The sequence below is a fragment of the Saccharopolyspora sp. MMCC62 genome (genome assembly GCF_057736575.1).
Map to the genome: position 1 here is coordinate 295,944 of NZ_JBYKCM010000003.1, position 17,019 is coordinate 312,962.

The following is a 17,019-nucleotide window of genomic DNA, read 5'->3' on the forward strand; positions in this document are numbered from 1 at the left end:
GCACGGGCACCAGGTGCTCGCCGTGCTGCGCGGGTCCGCCGTCAACTCGGACGGTGCCTCGAACGGGCTCACCGCGCCGAACGGGCTGTCCCAGCAGCGGGTGATCCGCAAGGCGCTCGCCGCCGCCGGCCTCGCACCGTCCGATGTGGACGTGGTGGAGGCGCACGGCACCGGCACCTCGCTGGGCGATCCGATCGAGGCGCAGGCGCTGCTGGCGACCTACGGGCAGGGCCGGGAAGAACCGCTGCTGCTCGGCTCGATCAAGTCCAACATCGGGCACAGCCAAGCCGCTTCCGGCGTCGCGGGCGTCATCAAGTCGGTGCTGGCGATGCGGCACGGCGAACTGCCGAAGACGCTGCACGTGGACCGGCCCTCCACGCACGTCGACTGGACGGCGGGCGCCGTCGAGCTGCTCACCGAGCGCACCGGCTGGCCCGGCACCGGCAGGCCGCGCCGCGCCGCGGTGTCCTCCTTCGGCGCCAGCGGCACCAACGCGCACGTGGTCCTGGAGCAGGCGCCCGAGGTCGAGGCGCCGGTGGAACCCGCGGCGGAACCGGGACTGCTGCCCGTCGTCGTCTCCGCCCGCACCCCGGAAGCGCTGCGGGCGCAAGCGGAACTGCTGCTGCGCACCGGAACCGAGCTCGCCGACCTGGCCTGCTCGCTGGCCACCACCCGCGCGCACTTCGAGCACCGGGCCGCCGTGCTCGCCGCCGACCGCACCGCGCTGCACGCCGGGCTCACCGCGCTCGCCGGTGGCGGGACCGCGCCGAACCTGCTGCGCGGCGGCGGAAAACCGGGCAAGCTCGCGTTCCTGTTCTCCGGGCAGGGCGCCCAGCGCGCCGGGATGGGCCGGGAGCTGTCGGCCCGGTTCCCGGTGTTCGCGGCCGCGTTGGACGAGGTGTGCGCGCACTTCGACCTGGAACTGGACCGGCCGTTGCGGGACGTGATGTTCGCCGAGGCGGGCAGCGAGGATGCGGCGCTGCTCGACGAGACCGGGTTCACCCAGCCCGCGCTGTTCGCGTTCGAGGTCGCGCTGCACCGGCTGTTCGAATCCTGGGGCGTGCGACCGGACTTCCTCACCGGGCACTCGATCGGGGAGCTCGTCGCCGCGCACGTCGCGGGCGTGTTCTCGCTGCCGGACGCGGTGCGGCTCGTCGCCGCCCGGGCCCGGCTGATGCAGGCGCTGCCCGCGGGCGGGGCGATGATCGCGGTGCAGGCGGCCGAAGAGGAGGTCGTGCCGCTGCTCACCGAGCAGGTCGCGATCGCCGCCCTCAACGCACCCGACTCGCTGGTTCTCGCCGGGGACGAGCCGGCGGTGCGCGAGCTCGCCGAGCGGTTCGCGGCGAACGGGCGAAAGACTAGGCGTTTGCGGGTCAGCCATGCGTTTCACTCACCTCTGATGGACGCCATGCTGGAGGAATTCGGCCGCACCGCCCGGGACATCGGCTACGCCGCCCCGGCGCTCCCGGTCGTGTCCAACCTGACCGGTGGGATCGCCACCGCTGAGCAGCTGTGCGATCCCGGTTACTGGGTGGACCACGTGCGCCGGGCCGTGCGGTTCGCCGACGGCGTCCGCACCCTCGCCGATCGCGGCGTCGGCACCTGCTGCGAACTGGGCCCGGACGCGGTGCTCGCCGCACTGGTCGACGGCACCCTCGACGGCCAGGCCGAGGTGGTCCCCGCGCAGCGCGCCGGACGGGACGAGGCCGAGACCGCGATCACCGCGCTGGCCCGGCTGCACACCTGCGGGACGACGCCGCGCTGGGCCGAGTTCTTCGCCGACCGCGGCGCCCGCCGCGCGGACCTCCCGACCTACCCGTTCCAGCACGAGCGCTTCTGGCCGGAGACCGCGGCACCCGCGGCGGACAACCGCGCTGCCGCAGCGGAATCCGACACCGCGTTCTGGAACGCGGTCGCGGACGCCGACTACACCGAGCTCGCCGCGGAACTCGACGTGCCCGGCACCGCGCTGTCCGAGGTGCTGCCCGCGCTGTCCGGCTGGCGGGAACGGCAGCAGGAGCAGGCGACCGTCGACTCCTGGCGGCACCGCTTCGGCTGGAAGGCGCTCACCGCCCCGGCCGCTCGGCCCACCGGGACCTGGCTGGTGGTGCTGCCCGCGGGCGGCACCGGCCGGGACGCCGACGTGCTCGGCGCGTTCGACGACGCGGTGCGGGTCGAACTCGACGCCCCCGACCGGGAGTCCTGGAGCGTCCTGCTCCGCGAGGCCACCGGCGGCCGGCCCGTCGACGGTGTGGTCTCGCTGCTCGCCACCACCGACACCGGGCGCGCCGTGCCGGCCGGACCGGCCCGCACCGCGACCCTGCTGCAAGCCCTCGGCGACGCCGGGCTCGACGCGCCACTGTGGACTGTCACCCGCGGTGCGGTCGCCGCCGGTCGCGGCGAACCCGTGCCGCACCCGGTGCAGGCCGCCGCGTGGGGGCTCGGCCGCGTCGCCGCGCTCGAACACCCGGACCGCTGGGGCGGGCTGATCGACCTGCCCGCGGAACTCGACGCGGACACCACCGCGCGGTTCGCGACGGTGCTCGCCGGTCTCGACGGCGAGGACCAGGTCGCGGTGCGGCCCGGCGCCACCCTCGGCCGCCGCCTGCTGCCCGCCCCCGAACGGCCCGCGCAGCGGTGGAACCCCACCGGCACCGTGCTCATCACCGGCGGCACCGGCGCGCTCGGCGCCCAGGTCGCCCGGCACCTCGCCGCGACCGGGGCGGAACACCTGGTGCTGCTCAGCCGCAGCGGCGCCGACGCGCCGGGAGCCGCGGAGCTCCGCGCCGAACTCGCCGAACTCGGCGCCACCACCGCCGTCGAAGCGTGCGACGTCGCCGACCGGGAGTCGCTGGCCGCCGTGCTCGGCGGCATCCCCGCCGCGCACCCGCTCACCGGCGTGGTGCACGCCGCCGGGGTGCTCGACGACGGAGTGCTCGACGGGCTCACCCCCGACCGGTTCGACGCGGTGCTGCGCACCAAGGTCACCGGGGCGCTGCTGCTCGACGAGCTCACCCGCGAGCACGAGCCGACCGCGTTCGTGCTGTTCTCCTCCGCGTCGGCCGCCGTCGGCAACGCCGGGCAGGGCGGGTACGCGGCCGCGAACGCGGTGCTCGACGCGCTCGCCGAACAGCGGCACGCCGCCGGGCTGCCCGCCACCTCCATCGCCTGGGGCGCCTGGGCCGGTGCCGGGATGGCCGCGGGTCAGGACGCCGCCGACCACGCCCAGCGCGGTGGTGTCGACGCCATGCGCCCCGACCTGGCGCTGCGGGCGTTCGACGAGCTCGCCATCGGCGCGGAACCGGCGCCGCTGGTCGCCGCGGTGAGCGAGCGGTTCGCCCGCACCTTCACCGCGGCCCGGCCCAGCCCGCTGCTGCGCGAACTGCCCGGCCGCGCCGAGGACACGGCGCCCGCGCCCGTCGAGAACGGCTCGCTGCGCGCCGAACTCGCCGAACTGCCCCCGGCCCGCCGCCGGGACGTGCTGCTCGACCTGGTCCGCGGGCACAGCGCCGACATCCTCGGTCACTCCGGGCCGGACGCCGTCGGCCCCGACCGGGCGTTCCGCGACCTCGGCTTCGACTCGCTGGCGGCCGTGGAGCTGCGCAACCGGCTCGGCGCCGCGAGCGGGCTGCGGCTCGGCGCGACGATGGTCTTCGACCACCCGACACCCGCCGACCTCGCCGACCACCTGCTCACCGGGCTCGACCTCGACGGTGACCCAGGGGCGGACGAGGCGGACGAGGCGCGCATCCGGCGGCTGCTGGCCACCGCACCGCTGTCCGCGCTGCGCGCCGCGGGCGTGCTGGAGGCGCTGGACGGGCTGGACGGGCCGGACGGCGAGCAGGCGGACGGGGCGGACTCCGGTACCGAGGCCGGGACCGATGAGTCGATCGACGCGATGGCACTGGACGACCTCGTGCAGGCGGCGCTCGACGGTGCCGTCGAGACCGACTGATGTCGAGACCGACCCACGGAGTTGATGATGACCTCTGGCGAGCACGCCCCGGTGGACCGGCAGGTGCAGGTCGAAAAGGCACTCCGCGCGTCGATGAAGGAGACGGAGCGGCTGCGCAGGCAGAACCAGCGGCTCCTCGCGCAGCGGGCCGAACCGATCGCGATCGTGTCGATCGGCTGCCGCTACCCGGGCGGGATCCGCTCCCCGGAACAGCTGTGGGAGCTGGTCGACTCGGGCGGTGACGCCATCGGCGAGTTCCCCGCCGACCGCGGCTGGGACCTGGCGGAGCTGCGGGACGCGGGCACCGACGCGCGCGGCAACGAGGTGACCCGCCGCGGCGGGTTCCTCGACGGCGTCGCCGACTTCGACCCCGGCTTCTTCGGCATCTCGCCGCGCGAGGCGCTGTCCATGGACCCGCAGCAGCGGCTGCTGCTGGAGGTGTCCTGGGAGGCGGTGGAGCGCGCGGGCCTCGATCCCGCGGCGCTGCGCGGCAGCCGCACCGGCGTGTTCGTCGGCACCAACGGGCAGGACTACGCCTACCTGGTGGTGCGGTCGCTGGCCGACGCCGACGGCGACGTGGGCACCGGCATCGCGGCGGGGGCCGTCTCCGGCCGGCTGTCCTACGAACTGGGGCTGGAGGGCCCGGCGGTCACCGTGGACACCGCCTGCTCGTCCTCGCTGGTCGCGCTGCACCAGGCGGCGCACGCGCTGCGGGCGGGGGAGTGCGAGCTGGCGCTGGCCGGGGGCGTGAACGTGATGTGCACCCCGGGCGCGCTGCTGGAGTTCAGCAGGCAGGGCGGGCTGGCCACCGACGGCCGGTGCAAGGCGTTCTCCGACGCCGCGGACGGCACCGGCTGGTCCGAGGGCGTCGGCGTGCTGGTGCTGGAACGGCTCTCCGACGCGCGCCGCAACGGGCACCCGGTGCTGGCGCTGGTGCGCGGCTCCGCGGTGAACTCCGACGGCGCCTCCAACGGCTTCACCGCGCCCAGCGGGCGCGCGCAGCAGCGGGTGATCCGGCAGGCCCTGTCCGCCGCCGAACTGTCCACATCGGACGTCGATATGGTGGAGGCGCACGGCACCGGGACGTCGCTGGGCGATCCGATCGAGGCGAGCAGCCTGCTGGCGACCTACGGGCAGGACCGGGCGGAACCGCTGCGGCTGGGGTCGATCAAGTCCAACCTCGGGCACGCGCAGGCCGCCGCAGGCGTCGCCGGGGTGATCAAGGTGGTGCAGGCGATGCGGCACGGGGTGCTGCCCCGCACGCTGCACTGCGATCCGCCGTCCTCGCACGTGGACTGGTCGTCCGGTGCCGTCGAACTGCTGACGGCGGCCGAACCGTGGCCGGAGACCGGCAGGCCGCGCCGCGCGGCGGTGTCCTCGTTCGGGGTGAGCGGCACCAACGCGCACACGATCCTGGAGCAGGCGCCGGAGGAGGCGGCGGACGCCGCTTCCGGGACATCGCCGGACGAGACCGCGGCCGGTGCGGCTCGATCCGCCGGTGCCGGGGCCGTCGATGTCGGGATCACCCGCGCCGGAGCCGCCCGCGCCGGGTCCATCGCCGCCGGGACCGCCGCCGCCGGGGCCACCGATGTCGAGGCGGCCCACGCCGGTGCGACCGGCGCCGGATCCGCCGACCTCGGAGCCGCCGGTGCCGGGTCCGCCGGTGGCCGGTCCGCCGAGGCGCCGCCCGGACCGGTGCCGTGGCTGGTGTCCGGCCGCACCGAGCAGGCGCTGCGCGACCAGGTGGCCGCACTGCTCGGGCACCTCGACGCGCACTCGGACGCCCGCGCGGCGGACCTGGCGTTCTCGCTGGCCACCACCCGTACCGCCTGCGAACACCGGCTCGCCGTGACCGGCACCGAACCGACCGGGCTGCGGGACGCGCTCGCCGGCTGGCTCGACGGCACCGCGCCGGACGCGCACCGCGGCGTGGTGGAACGTCCGGCGAAGCTCGCCGTGCTGTTCTCCGGCCAGGGCACCCAGCGCGCCGGCGCCGGGCGGGAGCTCGCCGAGCGGTTCCCCGCGTTCGCCGACGCGCTGGAGAAGGTGCTCGCCGAGCTGGACCGGCACCTGGACCGGCCGCTGCGCGAGCTGCTGTTCGCCGAATCCGGCGGTCCCGACGCGGCTCTGCTGGACCGCACCGGGTACACCCAGCCCGCGCTGTTCGCCGTCGAGGTGGCGCTGTACCGGCTGCTCGAATCCTGGGGCGTCACCCCCGGTTTCGTGGCGGGCCACTCCCTCGGCGAGATCACCGCGGCGCACGTCGCCGGGGTGCTGTCGCTGCCGGACGCCGCCGCGCTCGTCGCCGCCCGCGGCCGGTTGATGCAGGCGCTGCCCGAGGGCGGCGCGATGCTCGCGGTCCGCGCCGCCGAGGACGAGGTCGCACCGCTGCTGACCGGGCAGGTCGCGGTGGCCGCGGTGAACGCCCCCGGCTCGGTGGTGCTGTCCGGCGCCGCGGACGAGCTGGACGCGGTGCGGCAGCGGCTGGACGCGGAGGGCCGCACGACCACCCGGCTGGCGGTCAGCCACGCGTTCCACTCGCCGCTGATGGACCCGATGCTCGACGACTTCCGGGCCGTGGTGCGGCGAGCCACCTTCGGCAGGCCGCTGCTGCCGCTGGTGTCGAACCTGACCGGCCGCACCGCCACCGCCGCCGAGCTCGCCGACCCGGAGTACTGGGTGCGGCACGTGCGCGAACCGGTGCGCTTCGCGGACGGGGTGCGCGCGCTCGCCGACGACGGTGCCTCGGTATTCCTGGAGCTGGGGCCGGACAGCGCGCTGTGCTCGATGGCGCAGGAGACCCTGGAACCGGGCACCCCGGTGATCCCGGTGCTGCGCCGCGACCGGGACGACCACGCCGCCGCGGTGACCGCGCTGGCCCGGTTGCACGTGGCCGGGGTCCCGGTCGGCTGGGCCGAGTTCTTCGCGGGCGGCGCCGACCGCGTCGACCTGCCGACCTACGCGTTCCAGCACGAGCGGTACTGGCCGGACGCCGCCCCGCCGGCGGGGGACGCCGCCGGACTCGGCCTGGCCGGGGCCGAGCACCCGCTGCTGGGGGCCGCGGTGGACGAGGCGGACGGGGACGGGGTGCTGTTCACCGGCAGGCTCTCGCTGGCCACCCACCCGTGGCTGGCCGACCACGTCGTCGGCGGCCACGTGTTCTTCCCCGGCACCGGTTTCCTGGAGCTCGCGGTGCGCGCCGCCGACCAGGTGGGCTGCGCCCAGGTGGAGGACCTGACGCTGGCCGCGCCGCTGGTGCTGCCCGAACGCGGTGCCGTGCAGGTGCAGCTGCGGGTGGATGGGGCCGACGGCTCGGGCCGCCGCGAGCTGCGGTTGCACTCCCGGTCGGCCGACGACCCGGGCGCGCCCTGGACCCGGCACGCCACCGGGCTGCTCGTCGAACCGGAGCACGTGCTGGACTTCGACGCCGCGACCTGGCCGCCACCCGGTTCGTCCGAAGTGGACATCGGCTCGCTGTACGACGACTACGCCGCGACCGGGCTGGACTACGGGCCGGTGTTCCGCGGGCTGCACGCGGTGTGGCGCCGCGACGAGGAGCACTACGCGGAGGTGCGGCTGCCCGCGGAGGTCCGCGACGCCGAGGCCTACGGGCTGCACCCGGCGCTGCTGGACGCGGTGCTGCACGCCACCGTGTTCGCCGCGTCCGAGGCCGACGGTCGCGGGTTGCTGCCGTTCTCGTGGAGCGGTGCCTCGCTGCACGCCTCCGGCGCCTCGGTGCTGCGGGTGCGGATCACCCGCAGCGGGCAGGACGCGGTGCGGCTGGTCGCCGCCGACCCGCAGGGCATCCCGGTGCTGTCGGTGGATTCCCTGGTGCTGCGCGAGGCGGGCCCGGCCGCGGCGGCTCCCGCCGGGCAGGACGAGCTGAACTCGCTGTTCCACGTCGACTGGGTGCCGCACCGCGACGACTCCGGGACGCCGCCCACCGCGCGGTGGGCCGTGCTGGGCGCCGACGAGCTCGGACTCGGCGTGGCCGACGCGGTGGATTCGCTCGCCGAACTGCCGGACCCGGTGCCCGACTTCGTGGCGGTCCCGCTCCGCGGCGAGCAGGCGGACCCGGCGGCGGTGCGCGCGCTCACCGGGCGGGTGCTGGAGCTGGTGCGGCACTGGCTCGCGGACGACCGGTTCGCGGCCGCCCGGCTGGTGTTCGTCACCCGCGGCGCGGCGGCCGAGGAGCCGGACCTCGCGGCGGCCTCGGTGTGGGGCCTGGTGCGGTCCGCGCAGGCCGAGCACCCGGACCGGTTCCTGCTGCTCGACTTGGACGACCGGGACGAGCCGAACGACCCGGACGAGCCGGTTGATCAAGACGGCGCGGGGGACGGCGCGGTGCGCGGTGGTTCCGCCACCGCGGTGCCCGCGGTGGTACCCGGCCTCGTCGCCGCCGACGAACCGCAAGCCGTGCTCCGCGGCGGCGAACCGCAGGTGGCGCGGCTGGCGCCGCTGGCCACCGCGAGCTCGCTGGTGCCGCCCGCCGGCGTGCCCTGGCACCTGGACAGCGCCGCCAAGGGCAGCCTGGACGACCTCGAACTCGTCCCGTTCCCGCAGGCCGCGGAACCGCTCGCCGGCCGGGACGTGCGGGTGCGGATCGAGGCCGCCGGGGTGAACTTCCGGGACGTGCTCAACGCGCTCGGCATGTACCCGGGCGAAGCCGGGCCGTTCGGCTCGGAGGCCGCCGGGATCGTCGTGGACACCGGGCCCGAGGTCACCGGCCTGCAGCCGGGCGATCGGGTGCTGGGCATGGTGTTCGGCGGGTTCGGTCCACTGGGGACGGTCGACGAGCGGTTCCTGACCCGGGTGCCCGCGGCGTGGTCCTGGCCGACCGCCGCCTCGGTGCCGCTGGTCTTCCTCACCGCCTACCACGGCCTGGTCGACCTGGCGGGGCTGCGCGCGGGCGAGAAGGTGCTCGTGCACGCGGGCGCCGGCGGCGTCGGCATGGCGGCGATCCAGCTCGCCCAGCACCTCGGGGCGGAGGTGTTCGCCACCGCGAGCGAGGCCAAGCAGGACGTGCTGCGGTCGCTGGGCGTCGCCGACGACCACATCGCCTCCTCCCGGGACACCGCGTTCGAAGCGGCGTTCGCGCAGGTCGCCGGGGACGGCGGCATCGACGTGGTGCTCAACGCGCTGTCCGGCGAGTTCGTCGACGCCTCGCTGCGGTTGCAGCCGCGCGGTGGCCGGTTCGTCGAGATGGGCAAGACGGACCTGCGCACCGACGTGCCCGGCGTGCGGTACCGGTCGTTCGACCTCGGGCTGGTCGACCCGGACCGCATCCAGGAGATGCTCCGCGAGCTGATCGGCCTGTTCGACGCGGACGTGCTGCGGCCGCTGCCGGTGCGGACCTGGGACGTGCGGCGGGCGCCGGAGGCGTTCCGGCACATGAGCCTCGCCCGGCACGTCGGCAAGATCGTGCTGACCGTCCCGCGCGGCTGGGACTCGGACGGGACCGTGCTGATCACCGGCGGCACCGGTGGGCTCGGCGCGGAACTGGCCCGGCACCTGGTCACCGGGCACGGTGCCCGGCACCTGCTGCTGGCGAGCCGCCGCGGCCCGGACGCGCCCGGTGCTGCGGACCTGCGCGCCGAACTCGCCGAGCACGGCGCCGAGGTCACCCTCGCCGCCTGCGACGTCGCGGACCGGGACGCCGCGCGCGAGCTGGTGGCCGCGGTGCCCGCGGACCACCCGCTGACCGCGGTGGTGCACACCGCGGGCGTCCTCGACGACGGGGTGGTCGACGCGCTGACCGGGGAGCGGCTGGACGCGGTGCTGCGGCCGAAGGTGGACGGGGCGTGGCACCTGCACGAGCTCACCGCCGAGCTGGACCTGGCGGCGTTCGTCGTCTACTCCTCGGTGTCCGGGGTGCTGGGCAGCGCCGGGCAGGCCAACTACGCGGCGGCCAACGTGTTCCTGGACGCCCTCGCCCGGTACCGCCGGGCGCGCGGGCTGCCCGCGGTCTCCCTCGCGTGGGGGGCGTGGGAGCAGGGCGTCGGCATGACCGCCGGGCTCGACGAGCGGGACCTGCGCCGCATCGGCGACAACGGGATGCCGCCGCTGCCGGTCGAACGCGGGCTGGCGCTGTTCGACACCGCGATCGGAGCGGACGAACCGCTGGTGGTGCCGCTGGGCATCGGGTCGACCGCGGTCCGCGCGCAGGGCGAAGTGCCCGCGCTGCTGCGCGGCCTGGTGCGGTCGACTCGCCGGACGGCCGCGGCCGCGGACCCCGCGGCGGAGCGGGCCGGGCTCGCCGAACGGCTCGCCGGGCTGCGCGGCCCGGCGCGCGAGCAGGAGCTGGTGCTGCTGGTCCGCGACGCCGCGGCGGTCGTGCTCGGGCACGGTTCGGCCGCGGAGATCGGTGCCGAGCGGGAGTTCCGCCGCATCGGGTTCGACTCGCTCACCGCCGTGGAGCTGCGCAACCGGCTCGCCGCGTCGACCGGGGTGCGGCTGCCGTCCACCCTGGTCTTCGACCACCCGACCCCGTTGGCGGTGGCCCAGGTCCTCGCCGCGGAGTTCGGCGCGGCGGACGACGGGGCGGACCGGGCGCACGTCCCGGGCGGGTCCGGCGGATCGGCCGGGCAGGGCGGCACGGCGCTGCTCGCCGAGCTGGACCACCTGGAGCACGTCCTCGCCGCGGGCGAGGCGGGCGCCGAGTTCCGCCGCGAGGTCACCGCCCGGCTGCACGGCCTGCTGGAGCGCTACGGCGACGCCGCGCGGCACGGCGACGAGGAGTCCGCGGAGCCCGCGGTGGGCGAGCGCATCCAAGGGGCGAGCGCCGACGACCTGCTGACGTTCATCGACAACGAGCTCGGCAGGCGAACCCAGCCCTGACCGCAGCCCACCGACACCGGACCGGACCCGTGCCGTGGCGCGCGCGCCACCGCGGTCGTTCGCAGAGAGGAACCGACGATGCCGGACGAAAGCACTCTCGTCGATTACCTGAAGTGGGTCACCGCTGATCTGCACGAGACCCGCCAACGCCTGCACGAGGCGGAGACGGGCAGGCACGAGCCGGTGGCGATCGTCGGCATGGCCTGCCGGTTCCCCGGTGCTGATTCGCCGGAGCGGCTCTGGGAGCTGCTGTCGGCGGGCGAGGACGCGATCTCGGGGTTCCCCGCGGACCGCGGCTGGGACCTGGCGGCGCTCGGCGAGGGGCGCAGCGCCACCGGACGCGGCGGGTTCCTGCCGGGGGCGGGCGACTTCGACCCGGGGTTCTTCGACATCTCGCCGCGCGAGGCGCTCGCGATGGACCCGCAGCAGCGCCACGCGCTGGAGGTGTCCTGGGAGGCGCTGGAGCGCGCGGGGATCGACCCGAAGTCGTTGCGGGGCAGCCGTACCGGCGTGTTCGTCGGCACCACCGGGCAGGACTACATCCACCTGGTGCTCGCCTCGGGCGAGGACCTGGAGGGGCACGCCTCGACCGGGATGGCGGCCAGCGTGCTCTCCGGCCGGGTGGCGTTCGCCCTGGGGCTGGAGGGTCCGGCGCTGACCGTGGACACCGCCTGCTCGTCCTCGCTGGTGGCGCTGCACCTGGCCGCCCAGGCGGTGCGCACCGGGGAGTGCTCGCTGGCCCTGGCGGGCGGGGTCACGATCATGACCACCTCGGCGAACTTCTCCTCCTTCAGCAGGCAGGGCGGGCTGGCGCCGGACGGCCGGTGCAAGGCGTTCTCCACCGATGCGGACGGCACCGCCTGGTCCGAGGGCGTCGGGATGCTCGCGGTGGAGACGCTGTCCGACGCGCGGCGGCACGGGCACCGCGTGCTGGCGGTGCTGCGCGGCAGCGCGGTGAACCAGGACGGCGCGTCGAACGGCTTGACGGCGCCGAACGGCCCCGCGCAGCAGCGGGTGATCCGGCAGGCCCTCGCGGGCGCCGATCTGTCCACTTCGGACGTCGACGTGGTGGAGGCGCACGGCACCGGAACCCGGCTGGGCGACCCCATCGAGGCGCAGGCGCTGCTGGCGACCTACGGGCGGGACCGGGACGCGCCGCTGCTGCTGGGCTCGATCAAGTCGAACCTCGGGCACACCCAGGCCGCCGCGGGCGTCGCGGGCGTGATCAAGGTGGTGCAGGCGATGCGGCACGGCGAGCTGCCGCCGACGCTGCACGTGCGCAGCCCCTCCGAGCACGTGGACTGGGACACCGGTGCCGTGGAGCTGGCGACCGGCCGCACCGCGTGGCCCGCCACCGGGCATCCGCGCCGCGCCGGGGTGTCCTCGTTCGGCATCAGCGGCACCAACGCGCACGTGGTCCTGGAGCAGGCCCCGGAGCCGCCCGAGCCGGAGCCCGAGCAGGTGCCGCGCCCGGCCGCGGTGCCGTGGCCGGTGTCCGGCCGCACCCCGGCCGCGTTGCAGGCGCAGCTGGAGCGGATCACCGGCTTCCGCGCCGAGCACCCGGAACTCGACCGGGTCGACGTGGCGAGATCGCTGGCCACTGGCCGGTCCGCCTTCGAACACCGGGCGGTGCTGCTGGCCACCGACGACGGCGTCGAGGAGGTGGCGCGCGGCGCGGTGGCCGCCGATCCCGGCAAGCTGGCGGTGCTGTTCTCCGGGCAGGGTTCCCAGCGGCTCGGGATGGGCCGCGAGCTGCACGCCCGGTTCCCGGTGTTCGCCGCGGCGCTGGACGACGTGCTGGCCGAGCTGGACCGGCACCGGGACGGCTCGCTGCACGACGTGATCTGGGGCGATGACGAGGCGGCGCTGGAGGACACCGGAAGCACCCAGCCCGCGCTGTTCGCCGTCGAGGTGGCGCTGTACCGGCTGGCCGAGTCCTTCGGCGTGCGGGCGGACCTGCTCGGCGGTCACTCGGTGGGGGAGATCGCCGCCGCGCACGTCGCGGGCGTGCTGTCGCTGCCGGACGCCGCGAAGCTGGTGTCCGCCCGGGCCCGCTTGATGAGCCGGTTGCCCGCGGGCGGCGCGATGGCCGCCGTGCAGGCGAGCGAGACCGAGGTCAAGCCGTGGTGCACCGGCCGGACCGCCATCGCCGCGATCAACGGGCCGCGGTCGGTCGTGGTGTCCGGCGACGAGCAGGGCGTGCAGGACGTGGTGGACCGGGTGCGGGCCGACGGGCGCGCGGCGAAGCGGCTCCGCGTCAGCCACGCGTTCCACTCGCCGCTGATGGACCCGATGCTGGCGGAGTTCCGCGCGGTGGTGCGGGAGTTGTCGTTCGCCCCGGCGGAGATCCCGGTCGTGTCGAACTTGACCGGGGAACGGGCCACCGCGGACCTGAGCACCCCGGAGTACTGGGTGCGCCACGTCCGCGAAGCGGTGCGCTTCGCCGACGGGGTGCGGGCGCTGTCCGTCGCGGGCGCCGGGACCTTCCTGGAACTGGGGCCGGACGGTTCGCTGTGCGCGATGGCGCAGGAGTCGTTGCCCGCCACCGCGGTGGAGGTGCCCGCGCTGCGGCGGGACCGCCCGGAGGAGGCGGCCTTCGTGACGGCGCTCGCCCGGCTGCACGTGCGCGGGCTGCGGGTGGCGTGGCCGGAGCTGTTCGCCGGAACCGGGGCGCGCCGGGTCGACGTGCCCACCTACGCGTTCCAGCACGAGCGGTTCTGGCCCGCCGCCTCCGCCGGTGCCGCGGACGCGGCCGGGCTGGGTTTGCGGGCGGTGCACCACCCGGTGCTCGGCGCCGCGGTGGGGCTTGCGGGTTCCAGCGCGGTCGTGCTGACCGGCCGGATCACGGCGGACGTGGCGGGGGTCGTGGTGCCCGCGGCCGCGCTCGCCGAGCTCGCGTTGCGCGCGGCCGACGAGGTGGGCTGCGACCGGGTCGCGGAGCTGGTGCTGGGCGCCGACCCGGTGTCCGCGGTGGAACCGGTCGCGGTGCAGCTGCGGATCGAGGCGGCCGACGAGTCCGGGGCCCGGAACTTCGCGCTGCACACCCGGCCGGCGGCGGCCGAGGACGCCGAGTGGGTCGAGCGCGGCACCGGCGTGCTGAGCACCGCGGCCGCTCCCGAGGTCGACTTCACCGGGGAGCCGCCCGCCGGGGCCGAACCGCTGCCGCGGGACGAGCCGTTCGAGGTGCTGCACCGGGACGGCGCCGTGTTCGCCGAAGTCGCGCTGCCCCCGGGAGTGCCCGCCGCGGGCCACGACCTGCATCCCGTGCTGCTGGACGCGGTGGCCCGCGTCGCCGCGGCCGTCCCCGGCGCGGGCGGCGCGCACGCCGTCCGCTGGGACGGGATGTCCTTGCACGCCAACGGTGCCGAGGTGCTGCGGGTGCGGGCGCGCCCCGGCGCGGACGGGACCGAGGTCGTCGCCGTCGACGGCCGGGGGAACCCGGTGCTGGTGGTGGAATCGCTGCACCACGAAGGGGAATCCGCGGCCTCCGCCCGGGAACCGGAGCCCGTCGCGGCCGCCGGGGACCTGGACGTGTCCCGCTCGCTGTTCGGGCTGGACTGGGTTCCCGGCCCGGCGCCGGAGCCGGTCGGCGGGCGGCGCTGGGCGATCGTCGGTGGCGACGAGTTCGACCTGGCGTACGCGCTGCACCGCGCGGACGAGGCGGTGGTGGGCTACGGCGAGTCGTTGTCGGACCTGACGCGCGGCGGCACCGCACCGGACGTGTTCCTGGTCCCGGTGACCGGCGGTACCGCGGCGGAGCCCGCCGCGGTGCACGAGCTGGCCCGCCGGGCGCTCGCCCTGCTCCAGGAGTGGCAGTCCGACCAGCGGCTCACCGGTTCCCACCTGGTGTTCGTCACCCGGGGCGCGGTGTCGGTGGACGGCGAGGCGCCCGCGGACGTGGCCGCGGCGGCGGTGTGGGGCCTGGTGCGCTCCGCGCAGGCCGAGGAACCGGCGGGACGGCTGCTGCTGGTCGACCTGGACGACGCCTTCACCTCGGCGGCCGTGCTGCCCGGGTTGCTGGGCGCCGAGGAGCAGCAGATCGCGGTGCGGCAGCGGGAGGTCCGCGTCGCCCGCCTGCTGCCGCTGCCCGAGGCTCGAACCGCAACCGAGTCCACAGTGGACGACATCGACGACATCGACGACATCGGCGGCGGTGGGGGCGAGCCGGACGACGGCGTCCCGGCTGCCGTGCGGCACTCCGGCGGTCCGGCGGAACCCGTGGGCTGGAATCCCGGGGGAACCGTGCTGATCACCGGCGGTACCGGCGGTCTCGGCGCCGAACTGGCCCGGCACCTGGTCGCCGAGCACGGCACCCGGCACCTGGTGCTGGCCAGCCGCCGCGGGCCCGCCACGCCCGGCGCGCTGGAGCTGCGGGCGGAGCTCACCGCGCACGGCGCCGAGGTGCGGATCGCGTCCTGCGACGTGGCCGACGGGGCCGCGGTCGCCGCACTGCTCGCCGAGATCCCCGCCGCGCAACCGCTCACCGCGGTGGTGCACACCGCCGGGGTGCTCGACGACGGCGCGATCGGCTCGCTCACCGCCGACCGGCTGGACCGGGTGCTGCGGCCGAAGGTGGACGCCGCGTGGCGGCTGCACGAGGCCACCCGGGATCTCGACCTGGCCGCGTTCCTGCTGTACTCCTCGGTGTCCGGCGTGATCGGCGGCCCGGGGCAGGGGAACTACGCGGCGGCCAACGCCTTCCTGGACGCGCTGGCGCAGCACCGCCGCGCGCAAGGACTGCCCGCGCAATCGCTCGCCTGGGGGCCGTGGGCGCCCGCGAGCGGGATGACCGCCGCGCTCACCGAAGCCGACCTGGAACGCATGACGGGCTCCGGGCTGCCGCCGCTGTCCGCGGCGCAGGGACTGGCGCTGTTCGACGCCGCGCGCACCAGGGACGAGGCGCTGGTGGTGCCGATCCGCACGAACGCCACCGGTGCGCGCGGGCAGGGCAACGTGCCACCGGTGCTGCGGGAGCTGATCCCCGCGGCCCGCCGTCCCGTCGCCGCGGCGCACCGCGCGGCGGGGTCGCCTGCCGAGCGGATCGCCGCCGCTGACGGGGCGGAACGCCACCGGCTGCTCACCGAACTGGTCGTCTCGCACGCCGCCGCCGTGCTCGGCCATCGGGACGCGGCCGCGGTCGCCCCCGAACGGGACTTCCTGGAGCTCGGCTTCGATTCGCTGATCGCCGTGGAGCTGCGCAACCGCGTGGGGGAGGAGCTGGGCCTGCGGCTGGCGGCCTCGGTCGTGTTCGACGCCAAGACCCCGGACGCGCTGGCCCGTCGGCTGGCGGGCGAGCTCGACGCGCGGGTCGCACCGGCCGCGGGCGGCCCGCGAGCGCAGAGCGGGCCGAACGACGGCCTGGTGAACCTGTTCCTCGCCGGCGTGCACTGCGGCAAGCGCAAGGAGTCGATGCGGATGCTGGGCGCGGTCGCCGCGACCCGTCCGACCTTCGAGACGCCCGCGGAGCTGGCCGAACTGCCCGAGCCGGTGACGCTCGCCGACGGCCCGACCGATCCGCGGCTGATCTGCGTGAGCTCGCCGGGCGCGACCGGCGGGGTGCACCAGTACGCGCGGATCGCCGCGCACTTCCGCGGGATCCGGCACGTGTCGGCGCTGCCGCTGGTCGGTTTCGAACCGGGGGAGGCGTTGCCGGAGCACGGTGCGGCGGCGGTCCGCTCGGTCGCGGAGAGCGCGCTGCACGGCAGCGACGGCGATCCGTTCGTGCTGATCGGGCACTCCACCGGCGGCACCATCGCCTACCACGCGGCGGGCCTGCTGGAGGACACCTGGGGCGTGCGCCCGGAGGCGGTGGTCCTGCTGGACACGCTGAGCCTGCGCTACGACGACAACGACGACATCGACTACGACGAGGTGGCGAACTACTACCTGGCCGACATCGACACCCCGTCGGTGAACCTCAACAGCGCCCGGCTCTCGGCGATGGTGCACTGGTACAACAAGGTCGCCGCGATCGCGGACGCGCCGGTCACCACCGCACCGACCCTGCTGGTGCGCTGCTCGGTGCCCGTCCCGGGCAGCCGCGGCACGAAGGCGCCGCCGGTGATCGACACCGATGCGGTGCGCACCATCGAGGCCGACCACCTCTCGCTGGCCAAGGAGCACTCCGAGCTGACCGCGCACGTGGTGCGCGCCTGGCTCGCGGAACCGGTGCCCGCCCGAACCTGATCCCCTCGCCGGGCCGCAGCTCCCCGCGCGGCGGCCCGCGG

The 17,019-nt window shown here is 76.2% G+C and carries 2 protein-coding genes and 1 pseudogene (1 of these 3 cut by a window edge); all 3 read left to right on the top strand.

The window, feature by feature from the left end; all coding sequences use genetic code 11:
- Positions 1-3,955 carry the 3' end of a type I polyketide synthase gene (locus AC29IT_RS08810; protein WP_488218372.1) on the top strand. It extends 23,924 nt beyond the left edge of the window, so 3,955 of the gene's 27,879 nt are visible here — the last part of the coding sequence; its start codon lies beyond the left edge, outside the window; the stop codon is at positions 3,953-3,955.
- 27 nt (positions 3,956-3,982) lie between these two features.
- Positions 3,983-10,792 (top strand): SDR family NAD(P)-dependent oxidoreductase, encoded by a 6,810-nt coding sequence (locus AC29IT_RS08815; RefSeq protein WP_488218373.1) that lies wholly within the window; start codon positions 3,983-3,985, stop codon positions 10,790-10,792.
- A 120-nt stretch (positions 10,793-10,912) separates the two neighbouring features.
- Positions 10,913-16,978: pseudogene (locus AC29IT_RS08820) on the top strand (type I polyketide synthase); the annotation flags it as partial.
- Between the last annotated feature and the right edge of the window lie 41 nt (positions 16,979-17,019).

What these genes read in the sequence shown, in the direction of transcription:
- AC29IT_RS08815 (WP_488218373.1), top strand. Translation starts at nt 3,983, where the DNA reads ATGACCTCTGGCGAGCACGCCCCGGTGGACCGGCAGGTGCAGGTCGAA.